Genomic DNA, 19757 nt, shown 5'->3' on the forward strand with positions numbered 1-19757 from the left:
GAATTTATAAAGCATACCATCTGATTAAAATGTTGATTTGCATAAAAAAACAGAATTTCAATTAATCTGAAATTCTGTTCATTATCTTCTCTATACTGACTATAATCAGAAAGTAACTTTTAAATTTGCCATTCCTGAATTACTGTGCCAGTGGCTACCATTTTCATACTGATACTGAATACCGGCTTTCAGATTACGCCTGATCTGTACATTTCCGCCTACAGCAGTATTCCAGCGTGTTTTTGCTGGAGCCCATTTACCGGAACGTTCATTTCCGTGTATTCCGGCAAAACCTCCGCGCATTGCATATTCTCTGTCGCGAAAATCATGTTCAACACCCAGCAGTCCAAAAATATCAAACACAGTATCCCTTATACCAAAACGATATTGAGTAAGAATACTGGCCGAACCGGCTACAACGCCTTTATTAAGCTTTCGGGCATATAAACCATAGCCGTTTGCCCCGTCTTCGCTAAAATGATTCTGTTGCAAATAATCATATCTCAGACCTAGCTGCGGTGTCAGAATCAATTGATTCAGATAAAATGCTTTACCTCCTTTAAAAGCCAGTTGCCATACGTTACCTTTGGCTTTTGCTCCCGTGGCTGCTGCCGACTCACCCAGCCATATTTGCCGGTTGACATCATTGGAAAAACGGTTATATCCAAAGCTGCCGGATATATAGGCACCGTTCCACCGGTTCGGCGCATAAAATGAACCTACTGTTAAACCATTGGTTTTAATATCAGCATTGCCATATTGTTCATTCCAGCCGGTATTTTGAAAAGTATAGGCCATCGCTGCAGATAATCCGTTACCAAATTTTTTACTGATACCGAATATACCGCTATTAGTATTCTGTTTTCCTCTGACAACAGTGGGATTCCAGCGATTCTGTGAATGATTAAATTCCATAATCACATTAACCTCATCAGAATTATTCTGAATTGATGACATAAAGTCACTATTCAGTTTTCCTAATGTCAGAGTGCTGACCATATTTGCGTTACTGTAAACCGCACCGGATAAAGAATATAACGAACGTCTTAAACTCTGAGCAGACTGTACATTCTGAATTCTGGTCGCACCATCGAATAATTCTTTATCCTGTTCACTGTATTGATTCGCTGCGGATATACCGTCCAGCTGGCTGAAAGCCGTATCCACAGCTCTGGCAGCGGACTCTATTGCCGGATCGGCAATACTGCGGGTTAACAGACCATTATTCATAACAGCTTTTTGTGCAGAAATGCGGGTAATATCAAAATCTACATTATTGTCATCGTAAACCGTTTTACCATCTAGCAGAATTCCGCCGGAAAATTCAGTTGAGTCAAATTCACCGAAGCGTTTTTGTGCATTAATAACAGCTACTTTTATCCCTGTCTGTGGCACAAAACCGGCTTTAAGCGCATCGAAATATAATCTGCCGGCCAGGCTGGCAGTACCATTGACAGTAGTTCGGCTGCCAAGGCTGGTCTGAAAAGTACCCTCTGCCGTCTGGTTAAAACTACCATTAACAGTGGCATCCCGACTAATAAAAGTTCCTGCATTATCTACTGAACCAGTAAAGCCTTTAACCAGATAAGCAGCATCTTTACCAATTTGCGTTGCAGACTGGCTACTGCCATTCACAGCCAGCATACCGGAATTAATCTGCGTTTTACCCTGATAAGTATGATTACCCTGTAATATCAGTGTTCCGGTACCTTCTTTGATTAGCCCGCCTTGCCCGCTGATATCATTACTGAATACATAGCTGCCGTCAGTTACATTTGCTGAGAAATCACCGAAGGCAAATTGTGCCGGTCCGTTAACCGCCTTACCAATATTTAGTAATCCCCAGCCATATACCGAATCTACACCTTTAGCACCCAGGTCAGTGGCCGTCGTCAGTAGTGTGGTTCGTAAATTATTATTGGTCATCCAGGGATATTTTTGTTTAACCAGTGCCGCAGCGGCAGCAACCTGCGGAGCAGAAAATGAAGTTCCCGTGACACTGGTTAGTGGCAATGCATTAATATCATCGCCGGGCTTTGCGTACAAATTAGCAATCTCATACTGATAATAAGCCACCATACACCAATTTTTAGCATCGCCGCATCTGTTAGAAAATTTTTCAATTGTATTATCGCTATCTACACCAGCAACAACAATCCAGCCTTTCTGCAATTCAGGTTCAATTAAAGGAAATAACGATTCAATACTGGGCTGACTTTGCCCGTCATTGGCAGCTGCCCAGATAAACAGCATATCATCCTGAACCAGTGAAACAAAACGACCGATATAAGATGCAGATTTATCAGCAGGATTATCTGCATTTAAATAAGCTTTAGCTATATTAGTATACCATTGCTTATTACTGTAATAATTAGCGCCGTAACTGTTATTGACGATTTTCACACCAGCTTTATCAAGCGCGTAAAACGCATTTATGGTAGCCAGTAAATTGATTAAACCCGGCCCGCGGCTATCTGTTGCACTGGCTGAATAAATTTGCACCTCCGGAGCAATTCCAATTTTTTTACCTCTGACATCTTTACCGGCGATATTTAAAGCTACCGCATCACCATGCGGGAAAACTTTACCATTATAAGGTGTCCCGAACTGTCCCAGATCAACAACATTGTCAGGTAAAGCCGGATGATTAACATCGATTGGCAAATCAACAATACCGACCTTCACCCCCTTACCATCCAGCCCCTGATCTCGCGCATCTTTCAGATTTAGTAGGTTAGCCTGTGCATTATCCTCACCGTATTCACTGCGGGGATACTGGTTTTTACTCAACGGAACTTTTATTGCTGATTCGGAACTATCCATTCTCGAAGGATTGGATGAAGGAACGGGAATATTATCAGCCGGATCTACCGGAGTGGGATCTACCGGAGTCGGGTCTACCGGAGTCGGGTCTACCGGAGTCGGGTCTACCGGATCATGTTTGTCTGGATCTGGTTTGTCTGGATCTGGTTTGTCTGGATCTGGTTGAACCGGAGGAGGATTAACTGGCTCCGGAGTAATTTCTTCGTCATTCGGTATTTCTCCTGTACCGGGATTGTTTCCGCCCGGTTTACCACCAGTTTCGGTGGAATCAGAATGAACACCGCCACCGTTGCCACTACCACCGCCACCACCACATGCCGTTAAAGCAAATGAAACAGCAATCACTATTGATTTAAGCATTAAAGCTGAATGTTTCATACTGGCTGTTCCTTTATCTTAATTTGAAAAATAAATATAAAAATTTAAATTTCATTTCTATTAATATTTCTTGATAACCTTAATGAACATTGATTTGCTTATTCAGTTCGGGTTTAGCATTCAGGCATGATACATGGCCTAAATTACTGATTTACTTGTCTATATATTTATTAACCAAATAAGATTATTTTTATCTATTTTAATATTCCGTACTATTATGTATTTAATTCCAGATTGGTAAATTATAAATAAATATACCAAATAAATAATTTATAGCTTTATTTACAATATTGATTTCAACCGGCGAAATACTGGCTCTAAAAGGCATTAAAGCAGTATCTCATTAAAAATAAATAAATTTTTTACGCATAAAGAATAATTTTTTTTAGATTTTTTACTCATATAACATAAATATATGCTTTAGAAATTAATTATATTTGACTTGATATATTAAATATTTAGAAGAAAACATTTAAATAAACAATATGCGATTAAATTCAGCTAATTATTACTTATATTAAAAATACTTTCATAGACAACAACTTATACAATCAGTTACCGTTATAAAAGGAACACAAGGCAACAAACCGTAACTTGTTTAGATAAATAAGGAGATAAGCATGAACAAACGCAAACCGCTAAAAAGAGATATTAAATTCAGCACAACTGAAGAATTAAGGGAAAATGCACGCAAAAATTATGAAGACGGGCCGGTTACTTCTACGTATGAGCTGGATGTAGAACGGGTAATCGAACTGCTTAATATAGCTTTGGCTTCAGAATGGGTATGTGTACTGCGTTATCTGCGGCATTACTATATGGCAACCGGTCTGTTTATGGATGCAGTTAAAGAAGAATTTATGGAACATGCAGAGCAGGAACAAAAACACGCAGCTATGCTGGCTGAACGTATCACCCAGCTTGGCGGTGAGCCGGATTTGAATCCGGATGTGTTTATTCAGCGCTCACCGACAGAATATATTGAGGGAGAAACTTTACGGGATATGGTAGAGTCAGATTTGATTGCAGAACGTATTGTGATTGATCTCTACCGGCAGACCATTATGTATGTCAGCGATTATGACACCACCACCAAACGCATGCTCGAACATATTCTTGCCGAAGAAGAAGATCATGCAGACGAATTATCCGACATGATGGAAGGCTTGGATGGCAAACCCGTTTCGAAAAAAATAATTTAGTGATTTAACATAAAAATCCGTAGTTAGTCTGCGGATTTTTTCAGAGTGTTCTGCCTCAGAAGTGTATGTTTGAACTTGATATTTATTATTATTTCAAACTACCTATTATTCCATAATTCTATTTGTCTTTATAGCGATAAATCGCTCAAATTTGAGGCAGATTAATAATCCGACAAACCTTTTAAAGAAAATACTCAGGTAAATTGTAGTGTGAATCTCTTTGCACTACAATCATATTAAGAGGTTTCCAGAAAATATCTGGATTATTTTTCAATGGTTTATGGAGTAAACAATATGAAAGCAATGGTGTACTACGGAGCAGGTGACATTCGTTTTGAAGAACGGGCTAAACCAGTTATTATCGAACCAACTGATGCAATCATTCGTTTAACCAGAACGACCATTTGCGGTACCGATCTGGGTATTTGGAAAGGAAAAAATCCAGAAATTGAACAAACCTCCATTCAAAAAGACGGTCAATTTAACGGCCGCATTCTCGGGCATGAAGGGATTGGTATTATTGAAGAAACAGGAAGTGCGGTTAAAAACTTTAAAAAAGGCGATAAAGTCATTATTTCCTGTGTCAGCCGCTGCGGTACTTGTGAAAACTGTCAGAAACAGCTTTATGCACATTGCCAGAGTGGTGGCGGCTGGATTATGGGCTACATGATTGATGGTACTCAGGCTGAATACGTACGTACTCCCTTTGCAGATAATTCACTTTACCGATTACCGGCAAATTTAAATGAAGATGTGGCCGTTTTGTTGTCAGATGCCTTACCTACTGCACATGAAATTGGCGTGCAATATGGTGATGTTAAACCCGGTGATACCGTAGCCATTGTCGGTGCCGGCCCGGTAGGAATGAGTTGTTTATTGACCGCACAACTATATTCTCCCTCCCAGATTATCATGATTGATATGGATGATAACCGCCTGCATATGGCAAAAGAGCTGGGTGCCACGCAAATCATTAATTCTGCCAGTGAAGACGCGGTGGCGCGTGTTCTGGAATACACCGGCGGCCGCGGAGTAGACTGCGCTATGGAAGCTGTCGGGCTTGAAGCCACATGGAATATTTGTCAGCGTGTGGTAAAAGAAGGGGGACACTTAGCTAACGTAGGTGTACATGGGCAATCAGTCAACTTTGAGCTGGAAAAACTCTGGATTAAAAATCTTACCATTACCACAGGTCTGGTTAATGCCAACACTACCGGCATGTTGCTGAAAACCTGTTGCTCAGGCAAACTGCCGATGGAAAAGCTGGCTACTCACCATTTCCACTTTAATGAACTGGAAAAAGCTTATGATGTCTTTAAGCATGCTGCAGATGAAAAAGCCATGAAAGTTATTATTGATTATTGAATACTGCGGAGCAGATAAAAGCTTTAATTAAATCTGCCCTACTAAATAAAGCAGCCATTAAGGCTGCTTTATTGATTACTGTCTGTTTACAAAATAATTATCCCTGAACAGCTATAGACAATTTACTGATTAAATCCGCTGAAAAATCGAACATTCAGCAATTGTGTTATTTGTCCGGTCAGCCTCAGAATTTAAAATATAAGTTTATTCCTCTTCATCCTCATCTTCCTGCACACTGACACTGTGTTCAATCAGACTGGGTACAACAAATGAGCTGGCCAGAGCATTTTTATCATCGGAAAGACGTTGCAGATAAGCTTCATCAACATCACCCGTAATATAACGGCCGTCAAAGCAGGAACTGTCAAACCCTTCAATTTGCGGATTCAGCTTTAAAACGACATCTTTCAAATCAGCCAGATCCTGAAATACAACGCCGTCGGCACCAATTTCTGCAGCCACCTGCTCTGCATTACGCCGGTATGAAATCAATTCTTCCCGGGTTGGCATATCGATACCATAAACATTCGGAAACAATACAGCTGGCGCGGCGGAAGCAAAGTAAACTTTTATCGCTCCTGCCTCACGCACCATATCCACAATTTCCCGGCTGGTTGTCCCGCGTACAATAGAATCATCTACCAGTAGAACTTTTTTACCGCTAAACTCATAATTCATCGGATTAAGCTTTTGCCGCACAGATTTTTTACGCACAGACTGTCCGGGCATAATAAATGTCCGACCGATATAACGATTTTTAAATAATCCTTCCCGGTAAGGCTTATTCAGATGCAGAGCCAGTTCCATAGCACTGGGACGGCTGGTGTCGGGTACAGGCATAATTACATCAATGTCTGCTAAATCCAGTGTCCGTTTTACCTTTTCTGCCAGTGTTACGCCCATATTCAGGCGAGCCTGATATACCGATACTCCATCAATAACTGAGTCTGGACGGGCAAAGTATACATATTCAAACAGACAGGGCATCAGATGTGATTCCTGTGCGCACTGCTGTGAAAATAGCTGACCTTCATTACTGATAAATATAGCTTCACCGGGTGCCACATCCCGTACCAGCTCATAATCCAGACTTGGAAACACTACTGATTCAGAAGCAACGACATAATCTGTATGACCGTTCTCTTCCCTTTTACCCAGACATAGAGGCCGGATACCGAGCGGATCCCGAAAAGCCAGTAAACCATAGCCGGCAATCAATGCCACCACACCATACGCACCATGTACCCGTTTATGCAATGCGGCCACAGCAGCAAAAATATCCGATAAAGCCAGCGCAGTACGATTACCTACCTGATTTTCCAGCTCTCGTGCCAGTACATTAAGTAGCACTTCAGAATCAGAGCGGGTATTTACATGGCGTAATTCAGTAAAACAGACATTTTTAAATAACTCCCCGGTATTGGTCAGATTACCATTATGTGCCAGCACAATTCCGAAAGGGGAATTTACATAAAAGGGTTGCGCTTCAGCACTGCAATTGGCATTTCCGGCTGTCGGGTAACGGACATGAGCAATGCCAACATTACCTATCAGTTCACGCATATTACGGGTACGGAATACATCACGTACCATACCGCGACCTTTATGCATGTGAAACATAGTACCCTCAGCGGTAACAATTCCGGCAGCATCCTGTCCACGATGTTGCAGCATCTGTAAACCATCATACAAAAGCTGATTTACTGGTTCATGTGCCACAATACCCAATACACCACACATTACTTTCTCCATTCAAGACAAATAAATACGCGCGTTTTTTGTTATTAAAAACGCGCGTTGTATTTGGTTACTTATGTTCATGCTGTTATACCGATGGTGAATTCAGTTTATCAGCAAGAAAAGACGGCAGATAAGGCACCGCCACCATCGCCAGCCTTTCAAACATCCCTGCTGAAAATGAATCCCGCCACACAGGGGATTTCGGCAAATCAGTAAAAGAACATATCAACACCACCAAAGTAACAATAATAATTCCTTTAATCGCACCAAAACAGGCACCCAGCATACGGTTAACTCCGCCAAGCCCAATCGATTTCAATGCCGAAGTTATCAGTGTACGCATCAGACGCTGAATAATCCATAACACACCGAATACCACTATAAATGACAATGAAACAGCCAGTGCCCGTGGCTGCATGGTGGTAAAAGCCATATCAGCCACAGGAGCTGCCAGCAGCCTGGCTCCGACAAATGCCACTACCCAGCACAATAGTGAAGCTATTTCGCCTACCAGTCCGCGCATCATAGCAACCAGAGTTGTTAACAATATCAGGCCAAGAGCCAGCACATCAAAAAGGGTCATGCAATACCAACTTCCTATAAACCAATTACCAGTCCGTCCAGACCTGCAGCATGCACTTTATCCAGATTTTGCAAAGCCTGACTGCGATTATTATAAACCTGGCTGCGTACCCGATACAGTGTGCCTTTACTAGTCTGCCGGCTGCTTATACTCGTGGTCACACCAACAGCCGCCAGCCTTTGCTGTACCAGACTTGCCTGTGCTTCAGTGGTATAAGCGCCAATCTGAATGACTGTGCGCTCCACAGGCGGTTTGTTACTGCTACTAGTAGCACTGCTCCGATTCTGACCAGAAGCAGAATTTTTAGACATTGTACCGGCAGCTTTATTTTCCAATATCTGCTGCGGTGTCAGTTTACCGCCTGTTGGATTATTTGCCGGTTTTGCTGGCGCTGCTGGTTTTACAGATGTCGGTGTTTTATTAGCTGGTTTGGCTACTACAGCATCTGTTTTAGAATGGCTCCCAGTTGCAGTGCTCACTGGAACCGGCGTATTTTTTTCAATTTTTTTACTTTCAGCAGCCTCTTTATTTATCACCTTATTTTCAGCCGGAGTTCTTGATGACTGTAAAGATGGTCTGGTATGGACTGAATCTGTATTATTCTGCTGAGTGCCTGTCTGCACAGGACCGGGAGTTTTTACCGGTATGTCACTTGGTTTAGCCGGAATATCTGTATTCACAGCAGGTCTGGATACTGGTTGATGTTCAGTTCTTCCTGACGCGTGATCTGAGTTAATAGGAGTACTACCTGCAGATGCAGTTGTTCCGTGTACCGGTTCCAGTACGATCGCTGAAGCCGATTGTACCTGAGCGGTAACACTAACCTGAGAAGCCATAGCTGTGGTACCTGACGCTGCATTTGCTGATGAAGCAGTTCTGACATCAAGCTGCGGTGCAGATACAGGCTGAGGAGTGCGACGGCTCAGCATAATAACCAGCAATATAGCAGCAATGACCACCATAATTAATGCACCTACTAAACGGCGCCTGTTGCGCCGTTTCAGCTGTTCATAATTTTCCTGCGCATTCATTAATCACTAACTCCTCTGTCCTTATTGTTTCTATTTTCAGAATTTACCGAGAAGATAAATCTATTATTTCTGCTACCGTGTGAAACGAACCAAATACAACAATTCTATCATTCTCACCTGCCTCTGATAAAGCAGCTTGATAAGCTTGCTTAACATCAGGATAAGCTGTCACAGCAGTAATATTATGCTGAATAAATTTTTGTTGTAAAGCCTGTTCAGTCATGCCGCGCGGCAAAGCAAGCGGAGCTATCAGCCAGCAGTCAAACTGGTCTTTAATAATTTCCAGAACTGCATCAATATCTTTATCAGCCAGCATACTAAATACAGCCATGCGTTTTTCTGCATAGGGTAAAGCAATCAAACTGCTGCGCAATGCCCGTGCTGCATGAGGGTTATGCCCCACATCCAGTACCGTAACCGGTCGTCCGGGCAACACCTGAAATCTTCCCGGATGGCGTACGCGCAACAAGCCACGCTTAATTGCGCCAATATCCAGAGGCAAACGTTCAGACAAGCATTCCAGTACAGTTAATGCACAAGCCGCGTTACTAAGCTGAAAATTACCGCGCAATACTGGTATCGGTAAAGCATGACGGGCATGCTCACCTGTATATAAACTACTTTCTTGTGGATGAAAACGATACGACCACTGCTGCATTTCCATCTTATGGCAATCAAAATCTCGGCCAAGCAAAAGTAAATCTGCCCCCACCTCTGCAGCATGCGATGACAGACTGTGTGGTACAGGAATCTGAACACAAATTACAGGCTTTCCAGAACGCATAATGCCTGCTTTTTCAAATGCTACTTTTTCTACTGTATCACCAAGAAATGCCTCATGATCTAAATCAACACTGGTAATCACCGCCACATCGGCATCAAATATATTGACAGCATCCAGCCGCCCGCCCAGCCCTACTTCCAGTATCATTACGTCTACCTGCTGGCGTATAAATACATCTACGGCAGCCAGCGTATTAAACTCAAAATAGGTTAACGGTATCTCAGCCCGTGCTGTCTCTATATGCTCAAACGCACTGACAATCAAATCATCAGCAACAGCTTCACCATTAATCGCAATACGTTCATTAAAACGTAACAAATGCGGGCTGGTTAAGGTACCAACCCGATAACCAGCTTCATGATAAATCTGTGTCAGATAAGCGCACACCGAACCCTTACCATTGGTTCCGCCAACAACAATCAGCGGACATACCGGCTTTAAACCCATCCGGTCACGAACAGCATCTACCCTAGCCAACCCCATTTCAATTTCGCCGCCGACCACACCATTTTCCAGATGTTGCAGCCATGAGGACAAACCAGTTGCATGAAATTTTTCTGTCATTATCCTAATTCTTATCCTTCAGCCTGAGCCTGCGGATTACCTTATTCAATATTGATTGCCTCAAAACCGATTGTGTATTGTTTGGCTGACACCAGCGTACCCATACTTGTAATCTTCGCCATGCCTGCGCATCGGTCATATCCGGTAGCAAAAGTTGGTATACGCGGCCGCGCGAAGTTTGCCAGTGTAAAGCCATCATATTTGCTCTAATAACAATACCTCTGCAACACAGTTTAGCCGGTACAGCAGCTTTGCCCTGTGCAAATAGCAGTGAAGCCTGCCCCTGTGAGCTGATTTCAATTTTTTTGACTCTGCCTTGCCGCAAGCCATAACCTGCCCATAATGCAGATAATAACCATGCCAGCAGCCATACCAGACACAACCAGCCTGTGCTGTAGAACACAATAGCCACTAGTGTCAGTACATGCATAATCACCGCCAAATATAAAGCACATCGGGATGGCTTCAGCCGCACAACACATGCCATCATCAGATACTAAACCTGTTCTTCACCATATACCGGAGATATATGTATATCTGTATCTACCAGATCCAGTACCATATCATGTACTTCTACTGTAAAAAAATTCCAGAACTGATCAATATCCAATACCGGCCACAGCTTACGCTCAACTTCCCATGCAGACAGCTCTGCCTCAAAAATCAGATTAAAGCGTTCACCAATATAACCAATGACCTGTTCCGGGGTTTCAAATTCCGGTACCAGCAATGTAGTACAATTACTCTGGAGCTGTGACAAAGTTAACTCAGGCAAATCATCACTGGTACTTTTCAGCCAGTCGAGAAAAGCCTGAGCAGGTTTCAGCACAACAGCACTGCGATCAACAAAATACATGCCCTATCCTTACTAATATTACTGAATAACCATATTGTACTGTAAACGTTCTGCGATAGCGTATATTTACCACCCCGCAATTTTTAATTACCGTACAATCAGCTTATAGTGTCTACAGAGTTAACTGCCATGCCTCACACCATTCATCTAGCCCGGTTTCAGCAAATCCTTACGCCTGATGAAATCCTCACTGACAATCAGCTTATCGAACCGTTTTGTACCGACCAGCGCGGCCGTTATCATGGACAGGCTTTTGCAGTATTACAACCGCATACCGTTAGCGCTGTAGAGGAGATTATGCGCTATTGCCATCAGCAGCATATTCCTGTTACTCCGCAAGGCGGAAATACCGGCTTGTGCGGCGGCGCTACACCGCATGCTTCTGTTGCCAGTAAAGGAATTATCCTGTCGTTAAGTAAACTTAACCGCATGCGCAAACTCAATCTGGCTGACAACACCATTACCGTAGAAGCCGGCATGATACTCGCTGAAGTACAGAAAATCGCTCAAACTGCCAATCGCTATTTTCCCTTGAGTCTGGCCAGTGAAGGCTCCTGTCAGATAGGCGGAAATATTGCCTGTAATGCCGGCGGTCTGAATGTAGTGCGTTATGGCACAATGCGTGATCTGGTACTGGGTCTGGAATATGTCCTGTCCGATGGCGAACTGGTCAGTCACCTGTATCCACTGCATAAAAACACCAGTGGCTATGAAATGCGTCAACAAATCATTGGCAGTGAAGGCACACTGGCGATTATTACCGCAGCTACACTAAAACTGTTTGCTCCGCCGCAAAGTGTATTAACAGCTTGGATTGGCGTAGACAATATTCACGCTGCCACCAGTCTGTTAGCCGCACTGAAAAATCACTTTGCCGAGCGCCTGTCCAGCTTTGAACTGATCAGTCAGGCGGCTCTGAATTTGTCAGCCAGCTATAGTCAATTACGCGAACCAACTCATGCGAGCTGGCATATTCTGGTAGAACTGAGCGATAGCCTGCCGGCACAAAATTTAACCGATCCCTTAATCAGCATACTGGAACAAGGTAACTGGCTTAATACAGTTATTGCTCAGTCTGAAACAGAACGTCAGCATTTATGGAGCTTGCGTGAAAACATATCTGTTGCACAACGCAGTCTCGGAGCCAGTATCAAGCATGATATTGTCGTTCCGATTGAACATGTTGCTGACTTTGTCGAAAACTGCCAGCAACAACTGATTAAAACTTTTCCGCAAACCAAGACCATTTTATTCGGCCATCTCGGTGATGGCAGTCTGCATTACAACGTTTTTATTGCTGATATAATGAACAATGATGTTTATCAATATGAAGAAAACATCAATAAAGTCGTATATGAACAGGTATTAAACTACCATGGTAGTATAGCTGCCGAACATGGCATCGGTCAGTTAAAAAATCAGTGGCTGCCACGTGTTCGCAGTAATGCAGAAATCAAATGGATGCAGGCACAAAAGCATAACCTCGACCCTGAAGGTATCCTGAATCCCGGAAAAGTTTTACCTCTGCATACGTGATATAGTAAGCATTTTTAAATCAACTATGAATATGAGTGAAGTTACTCTGTATACCGACGGTGCCTGCAAAGGCAATCCCGGCGTGGGTGGCTGGGGGGCATTTTTACAATCCGGCAGCCACAGTAAAGAGCTTTTCGGCGGAGAGGCTAATACCACCAATAACCGCATGGAGCTCACAGCTGTAATTCAAGGACTTGCAGCATTAAAACGCCCGTGTATTGTTAACATCTACACAGATTCACAATATGTTAAAAACGGCATGCAGGAATGGATTCATAACTGGAAAGCACGCGGCTGGAAAACTGCCTCAAAACAGCCGGTAAAAAATGCTGAACTATGGCAGGCACTGGACAGCGAAGTAAGTAAGCATCAGGTGCACTGGCACTGGGTTAAAGGCCATGCCGGACATCCGGGAAATGAAAAAGCTGATGAACTGGCTAATCGCGGCGTAGAACTGGTTAAATAAAGCTTTAATTTCTTTATAAATTATTATCACTTACTCACTTCTCAGCTACCATAATAGTGCTATCATGCCTAGAAGCATATTGTTTGATAAGTTTTGTATCGGCTTAGAAAAATTTAAAACTCAGCCTAAGCCGGCAGATGTGGGCTCAAAGAAATTTTATGGAAAAAACAGATTAATTTAATTAAACCGTTTTTTTTATTTCATGCTAAAATATTCCAATATTATTGAAAACACAATAACACGATTGCAATGATTATTTATAATTAAGCTATAAATATATGTATAAAATACCTAATTTTTTACCTAAAATATAACTCAGTATCTAGTTGAATTTTTTAAAAATAAATCAAACTTCCATTTAAAATAATATATTAATTGAATTAAAAAATATATTCAGTGTACTTGTATTTAATACAGTTTTAATCTCATTTGAGAAATATAATGGTGTGTGCATGATTAATTTTAATTTACAATCATATTATAAGAACATAGGCGGACTTATTTTTGAATTCGCCATACCCCCTAATAAAAAAGCCGTCTACAGTACTACATCTAAATACCTGACAGAAGGTGCGTTCAGCTTTATTGAGGGCATTATATACGAGTATGTTCCTAAATACGGTGAATATGGGCATTGGGGAATCACCGAAGTTAATACAGAACAATGGCTACTTATAAAACCGGCACTATTAAGGCTTAAGACCAGGGTTGATCAAGCCCAGAATTTAAAAGAACTTAAAAGTGATTTATTTGATTTTCGTTTTGTCTGTATGCTAGAAGACGATTATTTAAAAGAAACGGCTCACAAGTTTTCTAAATCCAAGCCTTTGCTTTCTCAGATGATTATCGATTTTATAGCCTGGATTGATGTAACTATACAAAAGTATGGTTCATTCTATATTATAGGCATATAACTTTTTCATTTACTAAATCTATAAAGTTTTCAATTAAACTTGTAGCATTAATTTTTTATCCTATCTTTGGCAAGGTTTGTTTATCTTTTTGGAATATATGATATTCTAGGATGATTTACATTCCCGCTATTTATTCCGTCATGATGATAGCCTGCTTTATTGATCTATGCTTAGGACAGGATTTAACCAGACTAATTACTTAACATATGAAATTAAAATGATGACGTAACAAAAATAAATAACCTATTGATTTATTAATTGCTACCTTCATGCTGCTGTTCATATTATTTACAATTGAAATCCGTTGCTTTGATTAAACTGCTTAACTTTTTGCTGTTTTATGTACATAAACCTAATATCCGCCGTTTAACGCAGCGGTTAAAACATAAAACTATCATTATAACAGGCGCCAGTTATGGCATTGGTGAGTCGCTTTGTTATCTTTTAGCCGATATTGATTGCAACTTAATATTGGTTGCGCGCACAGTTGATAAACTGCGCGAATTAAAGCAACGGCTCACTATGAGCAAAGCTAAAGTTGACATTTATGCAGCTGATTTGCGTGACCAGGAACAACTTGATGGATTCATAAAATATATACAAAATTTACCTGTTGATATATTTATTAATAATGCCGGTAAATCGATTTGTCGCCCGGTCATGCAATCGTTAGATCGCCAGCATGATTTTGAACGAACCATAAAATTAAACTACCTGACTCCGGTACAATTATGCCTTGCACTTATCCCCAAATTACAGCAAAGTAAAGGACATATTATTAACGTTTCGGCTGTCAATGTGTTGTTTGCGCCAGCGGTGAATTGGTCAGCATATCAAGCCTCAAAAACGGCATTCGATCAATGGCTGCGTTCAGCAATGCCTGAATTACAAAACCGGCAAATCAAAGTATCGACAGCATATTTACCTTTAGTAAAAACAAGGATGATCGAGCCGACCAAAGCTTATCAGAACTTACCTGCATTACAGCCAAAGCAAGCTGCTACAATTATAAGTTATTTATTACAAACACAAAAACGCCAATATAAACCATGGTGGGCGATGATAGTGCAATTGGCCAGCGTCCTATTTAATGGCATCTGGTTTAAATTAAATTGTTATTACATTAAGAGAAAATGATGATAAAAACAATCAAAGCGCTATACACCATTAAACTTTTGACTTTTAAAGGAATTTTTTATTTATTAATGAGTTTTCGTTCGGTTGGAATGAATTTAATGGCATTGCTCTATGTACGTCAGAAGCTGAGCCCAGACCAAATCGCCATTAATGAAAATGACAATTGCATAAATTATCGTACACTTTATACGCAGTCACAGCATTTAGCCAAAAAATTAGCGGCGCATTGTGACATAAAACCGCATCAAAAAATAGCCATAATGGCAAGTAATCATACTATTATGATTCAAACTCTCTTTGCTATTGCCCGGCTAGGTGCAGATATTTACTTACTCAATACAGAACTATCAGCCAAGCAATTACAAAATATACAAGATGCGGTAAAATTTGATTGGATCATACATGATCCTCAAATTCCTATCTTAATTGATGTCAAATCATTACCAACAGATCATCCGGAGCAAATTTCCATTTACTCGCTCTTAAAGGATAAGATGCCACCCTATTCCGGCAATCTTAAAGTTACCCATTTTAATAAACTTACTGTGTTAACCAGTGGTACAACAGGACGTTTTAAAATGGCAGGACGCAATAGTAAAGCACAAAATTTTATCAGTCCTTTTTATCAATTGCTGATGAAATTAAACCTGAGCAAATATAACAGAATCTATATAGCAACACCGATTTACCATGGTTTTGGTATTGCAACATTGTGTATGTCGATACTATTAGGTGCCACTATATTTATCAATAAACGCTTTGATGCCGCCAAAGTTTGTCAACTTATTAACAAACATAACATTGAAGTTATCACCCTCGTTCCCTTAATGCTCAGTCGAATGATGAACTATTCTGTAACGCAGTTACGTAGTTTAAGATGCATCATCACCGGCGGCGCACCAATTGCTGTCACACTGGTTCAACGAACAATTAATCAACTTGGTAAAGTGTTATTTAACTTATATGGCACATCGGAAGCTGGAATATGCCTGATTGCAACGCCGGATGATTTGATCACTCACCCATCAACTCTAGGTAAGCCTGTTAAAGGATTATCAGCCAAATTAATGAACAATGGCAAAGAGGATGCGATAAAAGGTGAACTGTATATCAAATGTGCGTGGTCGACTCAGGGCAAAAACTGGACAGCTACTGGTGATATAGTTCAAAAAGACAGTACAAATAATTATTATCTAAATGGCCGGGCTGATGACATGATAGTTTCAGGTGGTGAAAATGTTTACCCATTCGAACTCGAACAATGCTTAGTTAACCATCCTGACATTAACGACTTAGCCGTTATTAGTGTTAATGATGAGGAATTCGGACAGAGATTAGTGGCATTTGTGGTATTAGCAGCGCATACTGAACAAACCGAAGATACTTTAATAGACTGGTTAAAACCACAAATTGCACGTTACCAGATGCCAAAAAAAATATATATCATTGACGAATTGCCCATGACTCATATTGGCAAAGTTGACAGAAAACAACTTATCAATCGATATTATGAATTATCTAAGATCTGAGTTAGCGAAAACACCAGTACTGATAAACATAATAATATTTTTTAAAATTTTTATTTTTCAAAAGCATTATCATTGCTTGTTACCCGCTCAACTAATCCTTTTATCGTATTTATAAAAGGATTTTTCTCCGATTTATAATACATAATATAATCAATATCTGGTAATGCCGGAAGTTTTAGGATATCGGTGTAATCGATAAATTTCTTAGACATTGACGATCTGTTCAGGCAGCCTATGCCTAATTGAGCCTCAATAGCAGACTGCATACCAATAACACTGGAAGCATAATGAGATAAATTATAAGATATTTTATTATTTTCTAATTTATCTATAGCTAATTTTTGTAATAAGCAGCCTTTTGGCAAAGTTATAATTGGCAGCGGAGCAGATCCGGTTATACTAAGATCTTTCGAGCCAGCCCAGCAGAGCGGTTCATGCCCCACAACCATAAAATTATCATTATCGGGTAATTGCTGTCCGTTTAAATGAATAAATAAAGCGATATCATATTGTTCCAGAGTATGTTCAAGAAGCATTTTTGAACTGCTCTGAATTGAGACATTAAATTGAATATTCTGACATTGGTCACGTAGCCCTCTTAATACAGATGCTATCGTGGTAGGCATAAAATAATCTGTAATTGAAAGTGTCAGCTCATATACCGAATCATGGCTTCTAATATCATTTATGATATTATCATTTAAAGATAATATCTTTTTTGCATGCTTATACATTTTTTCACCAATAGCTGTCGGTTTCGCGCCGTATCTGCCACGATGTAGCAGCTGTGCATCGCAAAATACCTCAAGTTTTTGGATTTGCTCACTGATAGCCGATTGAGATTTAAATAAAATATTCGAAGCTTTTGTGTAGCTGCCCATTTCTATAATGACAACAAATGTGTGAAGAATTTCTAAATCAAGTTTTTCCATAGTGTAATCAGTCTTCATCGGTTAGTGTCATTAGATTTCTTTAATATATCGGATTTTCCGTTATAAATAAATCAAAAAATCCTGTTTTACAGATATAAAAAATTCTAGCTATTATTTTCTGGAAAAACAACAGGAGTTCATCAATGTCTTTAAATTCAAACAAATTGCCGGATAAAAATAAAAATTTTTTTTCTGATAACCACAAATGGAAAGTTTTATTTACAGGTGCATTCGCTAATACATGCTTTACCTTTGTTATCGGCGGCGTACCTGCAGCCTCCATTATTCTACGTAATGATTACCATATCCCAACATCTGTATTAGGGCTTTTAATGGGCATTGTAGGTTTTGGAATTGCTGTAAGTGAATTACCCTGGGGAATTGCCACCGATCGCTTCGGAGATCGGCCGATATTAATTACAGGATTGTCCACAACTGCCATAGCTCTTTTCACCCTAGCTTATTTTGCAAAAATATCATCACACACTTCAATAAATATCATTTTATGTGCCGGTTTACTAATCGTCGGTCTTTTTGGGAGCAGTGTAAATGGTTCCAGTGGCAAAGCGATCATACAATGGTTTAAACCACAGCAACGCGGCTTAGCAATGAGTGTAAGGCAGGCAGCTGTACCACTTGGTTATGCATTGGGAGCATTATTCTACCCTTATATTTCAATTCATTATGGATTCTCGACCACACTATTTATATCGGCATTTATTTGTATTCTGGCTGCATTATTCAGCTATCTATGGATTATTGATCCCGATAGTAAGAGTGAACGCAAAACACCGGATATAACACAATCACTAAAAAATAAATCAACTCAGCCAATGAAATCATTAAAAGTGTGGCGCATTGTATTAGCTGTAGGTATTTTATGTGCGCCACAGTTTGCATTGATGACATTTTCAATGCTTTTCTTGCACGATTTTGCTGGATTAAGTATTGGATATATCAGTATTCTATTATTTTTCATACAAATCAGTTCAATACCAACACGTATCGGTAGTGGCTTTTATACAGATAAAAAGGGAAATAGAAAATTTTTTCTGAAAGCGGTTACAGCCCTTTCATTCATTTTATTCGCAGCCCTTACCGTATTTACTTATTTTTCATATAAACTCAATATACATCATTTTGCCTGCTTTGTTAGTTTAATTATTCTTATATCTGGTATATCAATTTCTTCCTGGCATGGAATCGGATATACCGAACTGGCTACCGTTGCCGGACAAAAGAGTGTTGCAACTGTATTAGCCATGGCTAATACAGTAGTATTTTTCATTCTGTTTGCAACTCCAGCCATAATTCCATGGCTATTACATCAATTCTCCTGGGTTAGCGTTTGGGCAGTCATGGCTGTTATTTGCGCAATAAGCTATTTCTTATTTGAGAATCCATCATCTGAAAAATAATTTTTTATTCATAGGAATGTACCACCCTGCTTTAATCTGCATAAAACAGACTGAATTTTTTGTTGGTGATTTTACCGATAAATTTAATTTATCAAATTTTGAATTGATTTATGAAGATTATTTTGAAAATAGCCAAACAGTTTTTTAGATTTGAAATTTCATTTTTCACATTATGATAATTAGTCATTTTATGATATGAGCTGAAATATTGATAAAAGTTTCATTTAACAATATTTCAGCTATATAACGTTCTTATTGACTAAGATTTATTGAAAAAATTTAATCGAAATCAAGATATTTTCCACAGACATAAAAAGCTAATAGCTACAATAAAAGGTATAAAGCTTATAAATCTGCTTTAAACTAAAGCATAGTTAACACATTGAAAAATTAATAATAAGCAATTACTAACAAAAGAGGTGTGGCTAATACTGTACTTTTACACAATATCATCATCAACACATTTAATAGCAATAGAATGGTTACTTTGTCTGATATG

At 39.9% G+C, this 19757-nt stretch carries 16 protein-coding genes; 8 read left to right on the forward strand and 8 right to left on the reverse strand.

Features of this window, described 5'->3' with window-relative positions; all coding sequences use genetic code 11:
• Positions 1-105: 105 nt before the first annotated feature.
• Positions 106-3201, reverse strand: a complete 3096-nt coding sequence (locus tag GY065_RS08410; protein ID WP_174833779.1) for a S8 family serine peptidase — start codon at positions 3199-3201, stop codon at positions 106-108.
• 620 nt (positions 3202-3821) lie between these two features.
• Here GY065_RS08410 and GY065_RS08415 point away from each other — a divergent pair.
• Both GY065_RS08415 and GY065_RS08420 read left to right on the forward strand, forming a co-directional pair.
• Positions 3822-4403, forward strand: coding sequence for a bacterioferritin (locus tag GY065_RS08415; RefSeq protein ID WP_100116071.1), 582 nt, complete (start codon positions 3822-3824; stop codon positions 4401-4403).
• A gap of 294 nt (positions 4404-4697) precedes the next feature.
• Complete coding sequence (locus tag GY065_RS08420) at positions 4698-5768, forward strand: zinc-dependent alcohol dehydrogenase family protein (protein ID WP_100125849.1); 1071 nt, start codon at positions 4698-4700, stop codon at positions 5766-5768.
• 204 nt (positions 5769-5972) lie between these two features.
• Here the strand turns inward: GY065_RS08420 and purF are convergent, their stop codons facing one another.
• The 6 genes from purF to GY065_RS08450 all read right to left on the reverse strand — a co-directional run bounded on the left by purF (position 5973) and on the right by GY065_RS08450 (position 11326).
• Positions 5973-7508 (reverse strand): amidophosphoribosyltransferase, encoded by a 1536-nt coding sequence (gene purF / locus GY065_RS08425; protein ID WP_037475100.1) that lies wholly within the window; start codon positions 7506-7508, stop codon positions 5973-5975.
• An 85-nt stretch (positions 7509-7593) separates the two neighbouring features.
• Complete coding sequence (locus GY065_RS08430; RefSeq protein WP_084565387.1) at positions 7594-8091, reverse strand: CvpA family protein; 498 nt, start codon at positions 8089-8091, stop codon at positions 7594-7596.
• Positions 8092-8105: 14 nt separating this feature from the next.
• Positions 8106-9122, reverse strand: coding sequence for an SPOR domain-containing protein (locus tag GY065_RS08435; RefSeq protein ID WP_174833781.1), 1017 nt, complete (start codon positions 9120-9122; stop codon positions 8106-8108).
• Between the two features lie 43 nt (positions 9123-9165).
• Positions 9166-10470, reverse strand: coding sequence for a bifunctional tetrahydrofolate synthase/dihydrofolate synthase (gene folC, locus GY065_RS08440; RefSeq protein WP_174833782.1), 1305 nt, complete (start codon positions 10468-10470; stop codon positions 9166-9168).
• A 4-nt stretch (positions 10471-10474) separates the two neighbouring features.
• The gene (locus tag GY065_RS08445) at positions 10475-10960 is read right to left on the reverse strand and encodes a protein YgfX (protein WP_100116075.1); all 486 of its coding nucleotides are present in this window, start codon (positions 10958-10960) and stop codon (positions 10475-10477) included.
• A gap of 6 nt (positions 10961-10966) precedes the next feature.
• Positions 10967-11326: a hypothetical protein gene (locus GY065_RS08450; protein WP_078475149.1), complete on the reverse strand. Its 360-nt coding sequence runs from the start codon at positions 11324-11326 to the stop codon at positions 10967-10969.
• 129 nt (positions 11327-11455) lie between these two features.
• Between GY065_RS08450 and GY065_RS08455 the strand changes: the two genes are divergently transcribed.
• The 5 genes from GY065_RS08455 to GY065_RS08475 all read left to right on the forward strand — a co-directional run bounded on the left by GY065_RS08455 (position 11456) and on the right by GY065_RS08475 (position 16908).
• A complete protein-coding gene (locus tag GY065_RS08455) occupies positions 11456-12862 on the forward strand; it encodes an FAD-binding oxidoreductase (RefSeq protein WP_174833805.1) in 1407 nt (468 codons plus the stop codon).
• A 31-nt stretch (positions 12863-12893) separates the two neighbouring features.
• A complete protein-coding gene (gene rnhA / locus GY065_RS08460) occupies positions 12894-13328 on the forward strand; it encodes a ribonuclease HI (protein WP_078475184.1) in 435 nt (144 codons plus the stop codon).
• Between the two features lie 452 nt (positions 13329-13780).
• On the forward strand, positions 13781-14242 hold the full coding sequence (locus tag GY065_RS08465) for a hypothetical protein (protein WP_025331143.1): 462 nt from the start codon (positions 13781-13783) through the stop codon (positions 14240-14242).
• 309 nt (positions 14243-14551) lie between these two features.
• The gene (locus GY065_RS08470) at positions 14552-15379 is read left to right on the forward strand and encodes an SDR family NAD(P)-dependent oxidoreductase (RefSeq protein ID WP_100116085.1); all 828 of its coding nucleotides are present in this window, start codon (positions 14552-14554) and stop codon (positions 15377-15379) included.
• Complete coding sequence (locus tag GY065_RS08475) at positions 15379-16908, forward strand: class I adenylate-forming enzyme family protein (protein WP_174833783.1); 1530 nt, start codon at positions 15379-15381, stop codon at positions 16906-16908. The genes GY065_RS08470 and GY065_RS08475 overlap by 1 nt, the downstream gene beginning before the upstream one ends.
• A gap of 50 nt (positions 16909-16958) precedes the next feature.
• On the opposite strand, the gene GY065_RS08480 is transcribed toward GY065_RS08475, so the two are convergent.
• A complete protein-coding gene (locus GY065_RS08480) occupies positions 16959-17840 on the reverse strand; it encodes a LysR family transcriptional regulator (RefSeq protein ID WP_174833784.1) in 882 nt (293 codons plus the stop codon).
• Between the two features lie 143 nt (positions 17841-17983).
• Between GY065_RS08480 and GY065_RS08485 the strand changes: the two genes are divergently transcribed.
• Positions 17984-19258 carry an MFS transporter gene (locus GY065_RS08485; protein WP_174833785.1) on the forward strand — a complete coding sequence of 425 codons (1275 nt, stop codon included), beginning with the start codon at positions 17984-17986 and terminating at the stop codon, positions 19256-19258.
• Positions 19259-19757 lie beyond the last annotated feature (499 nt).

Origin of the sequence: Snodgrassella sp. ESL0323, from assembly GCF_013346865.1 — a bacterium.
In the GTDB taxonomy this organism is placed as follows: Bacteria; Pseudomonadota; Gammaproteobacteria; order Burkholderiales; family Neisseriaceae; genus Snodgrassella; species Snodgrassella alvi.

Bases quoted from the DNA above. Each gene is read 5' to 3' on its own strand.
- GY065_RS08410 (WP_174833779.1), bottom strand. From the start codon at position 3,201: ATGAAACATTCAGCTTTAATGCTTAAATCAATAGTGATTGCTGTTTCA.
- GY065_RS08415 (WP_100116071.1), top strand. From the start codon at position 3,822: ATGAACAAACGCAAACCGCTAAAAAGAGATATTAAATTCAGCACAACT.
- GY065_RS08420 (WP_100125849.1), top strand. From the start codon at position 4,698: ATGAAAGCAATGGTGTACTACGGAGCAGGTGACATTCGTTTTGAAGAA.
- purF (WP_037475100.1), bottom strand. From the start codon at position 7,508: ATGTGTGGTGTATTGGGTATTGTGGCACATGAACCAGTAAATCAGCTT.
- GY065_RS08430 (WP_084565387.1), bottom strand. From the start codon at position 8,091: ATGACCCTTTTTGATGTGCTGGCTCTTGGCCTGATATTGTTAACAACT.
- GY065_RS08435 (WP_174833781.1), bottom strand. From the start codon at position 9,122: ATGAATGCGCAGGAAAATTATGAACAGCTGAAACGGCGCAACAGGCGC.
- folC (WP_174833782.1), bottom strand. From the start codon at position 10,470: ATGACAGAAAAATTTCATGCAACTGGTTTGTCCTCATGGCTGCAACAT.
- GY065_RS08445 (WP_100116075.1), bottom strand. From the start codon at position 10,960: ATGATGGCATGTGTTGTGCGGCTGAAGCCATCCCGATGTGCTTTATAT.
- GY065_RS08450 (WP_078475149.1), bottom strand. From the start codon at position 11,326: ATGTATTTTGTTGATCGCAGTGCTGTTGTGCTGAAACCTGCTCAGGCT.
- GY065_RS08455 (WP_174833805.1), top strand. From the start codon at position 11,456: ATGCCTCACACCATTCATCTAGCCCGGTTTCAGCAAATCCTTACGCCT.
- rnhA (WP_078475184.1), top strand. From the start codon at position 12,894: ATGAGTGAAGTTACTCTGTATACCGACGGTGCCTGCAAAGGCAATCCC.
- GY065_RS08465 (WP_025331143.1), top strand. From the start codon at position 13,781: ATGATTAATTTTAATTTACAATCATATTATAAGAACATAGGCGGACTT.
- GY065_RS08475 (WP_174833783.1), top strand. From the start codon at position 15,379: ATGATAAAAACAATCAAAGCGCTATACACCATTAAACTTTTGACTTTT.
- GY065_RS08480 (WP_174833784.1), bottom strand. From the start codon at position 17,840: ATGGAAAAACTTGATTTAGAAATTCTTCACACATTTGTTGTCATTATA.
- GY065_RS08485 (WP_174833785.1), top strand. From the start codon at position 17,984: ATGTCTTTAAATTCAAACAAATTGCCGGATAAAAATAAAAATTTTTTT.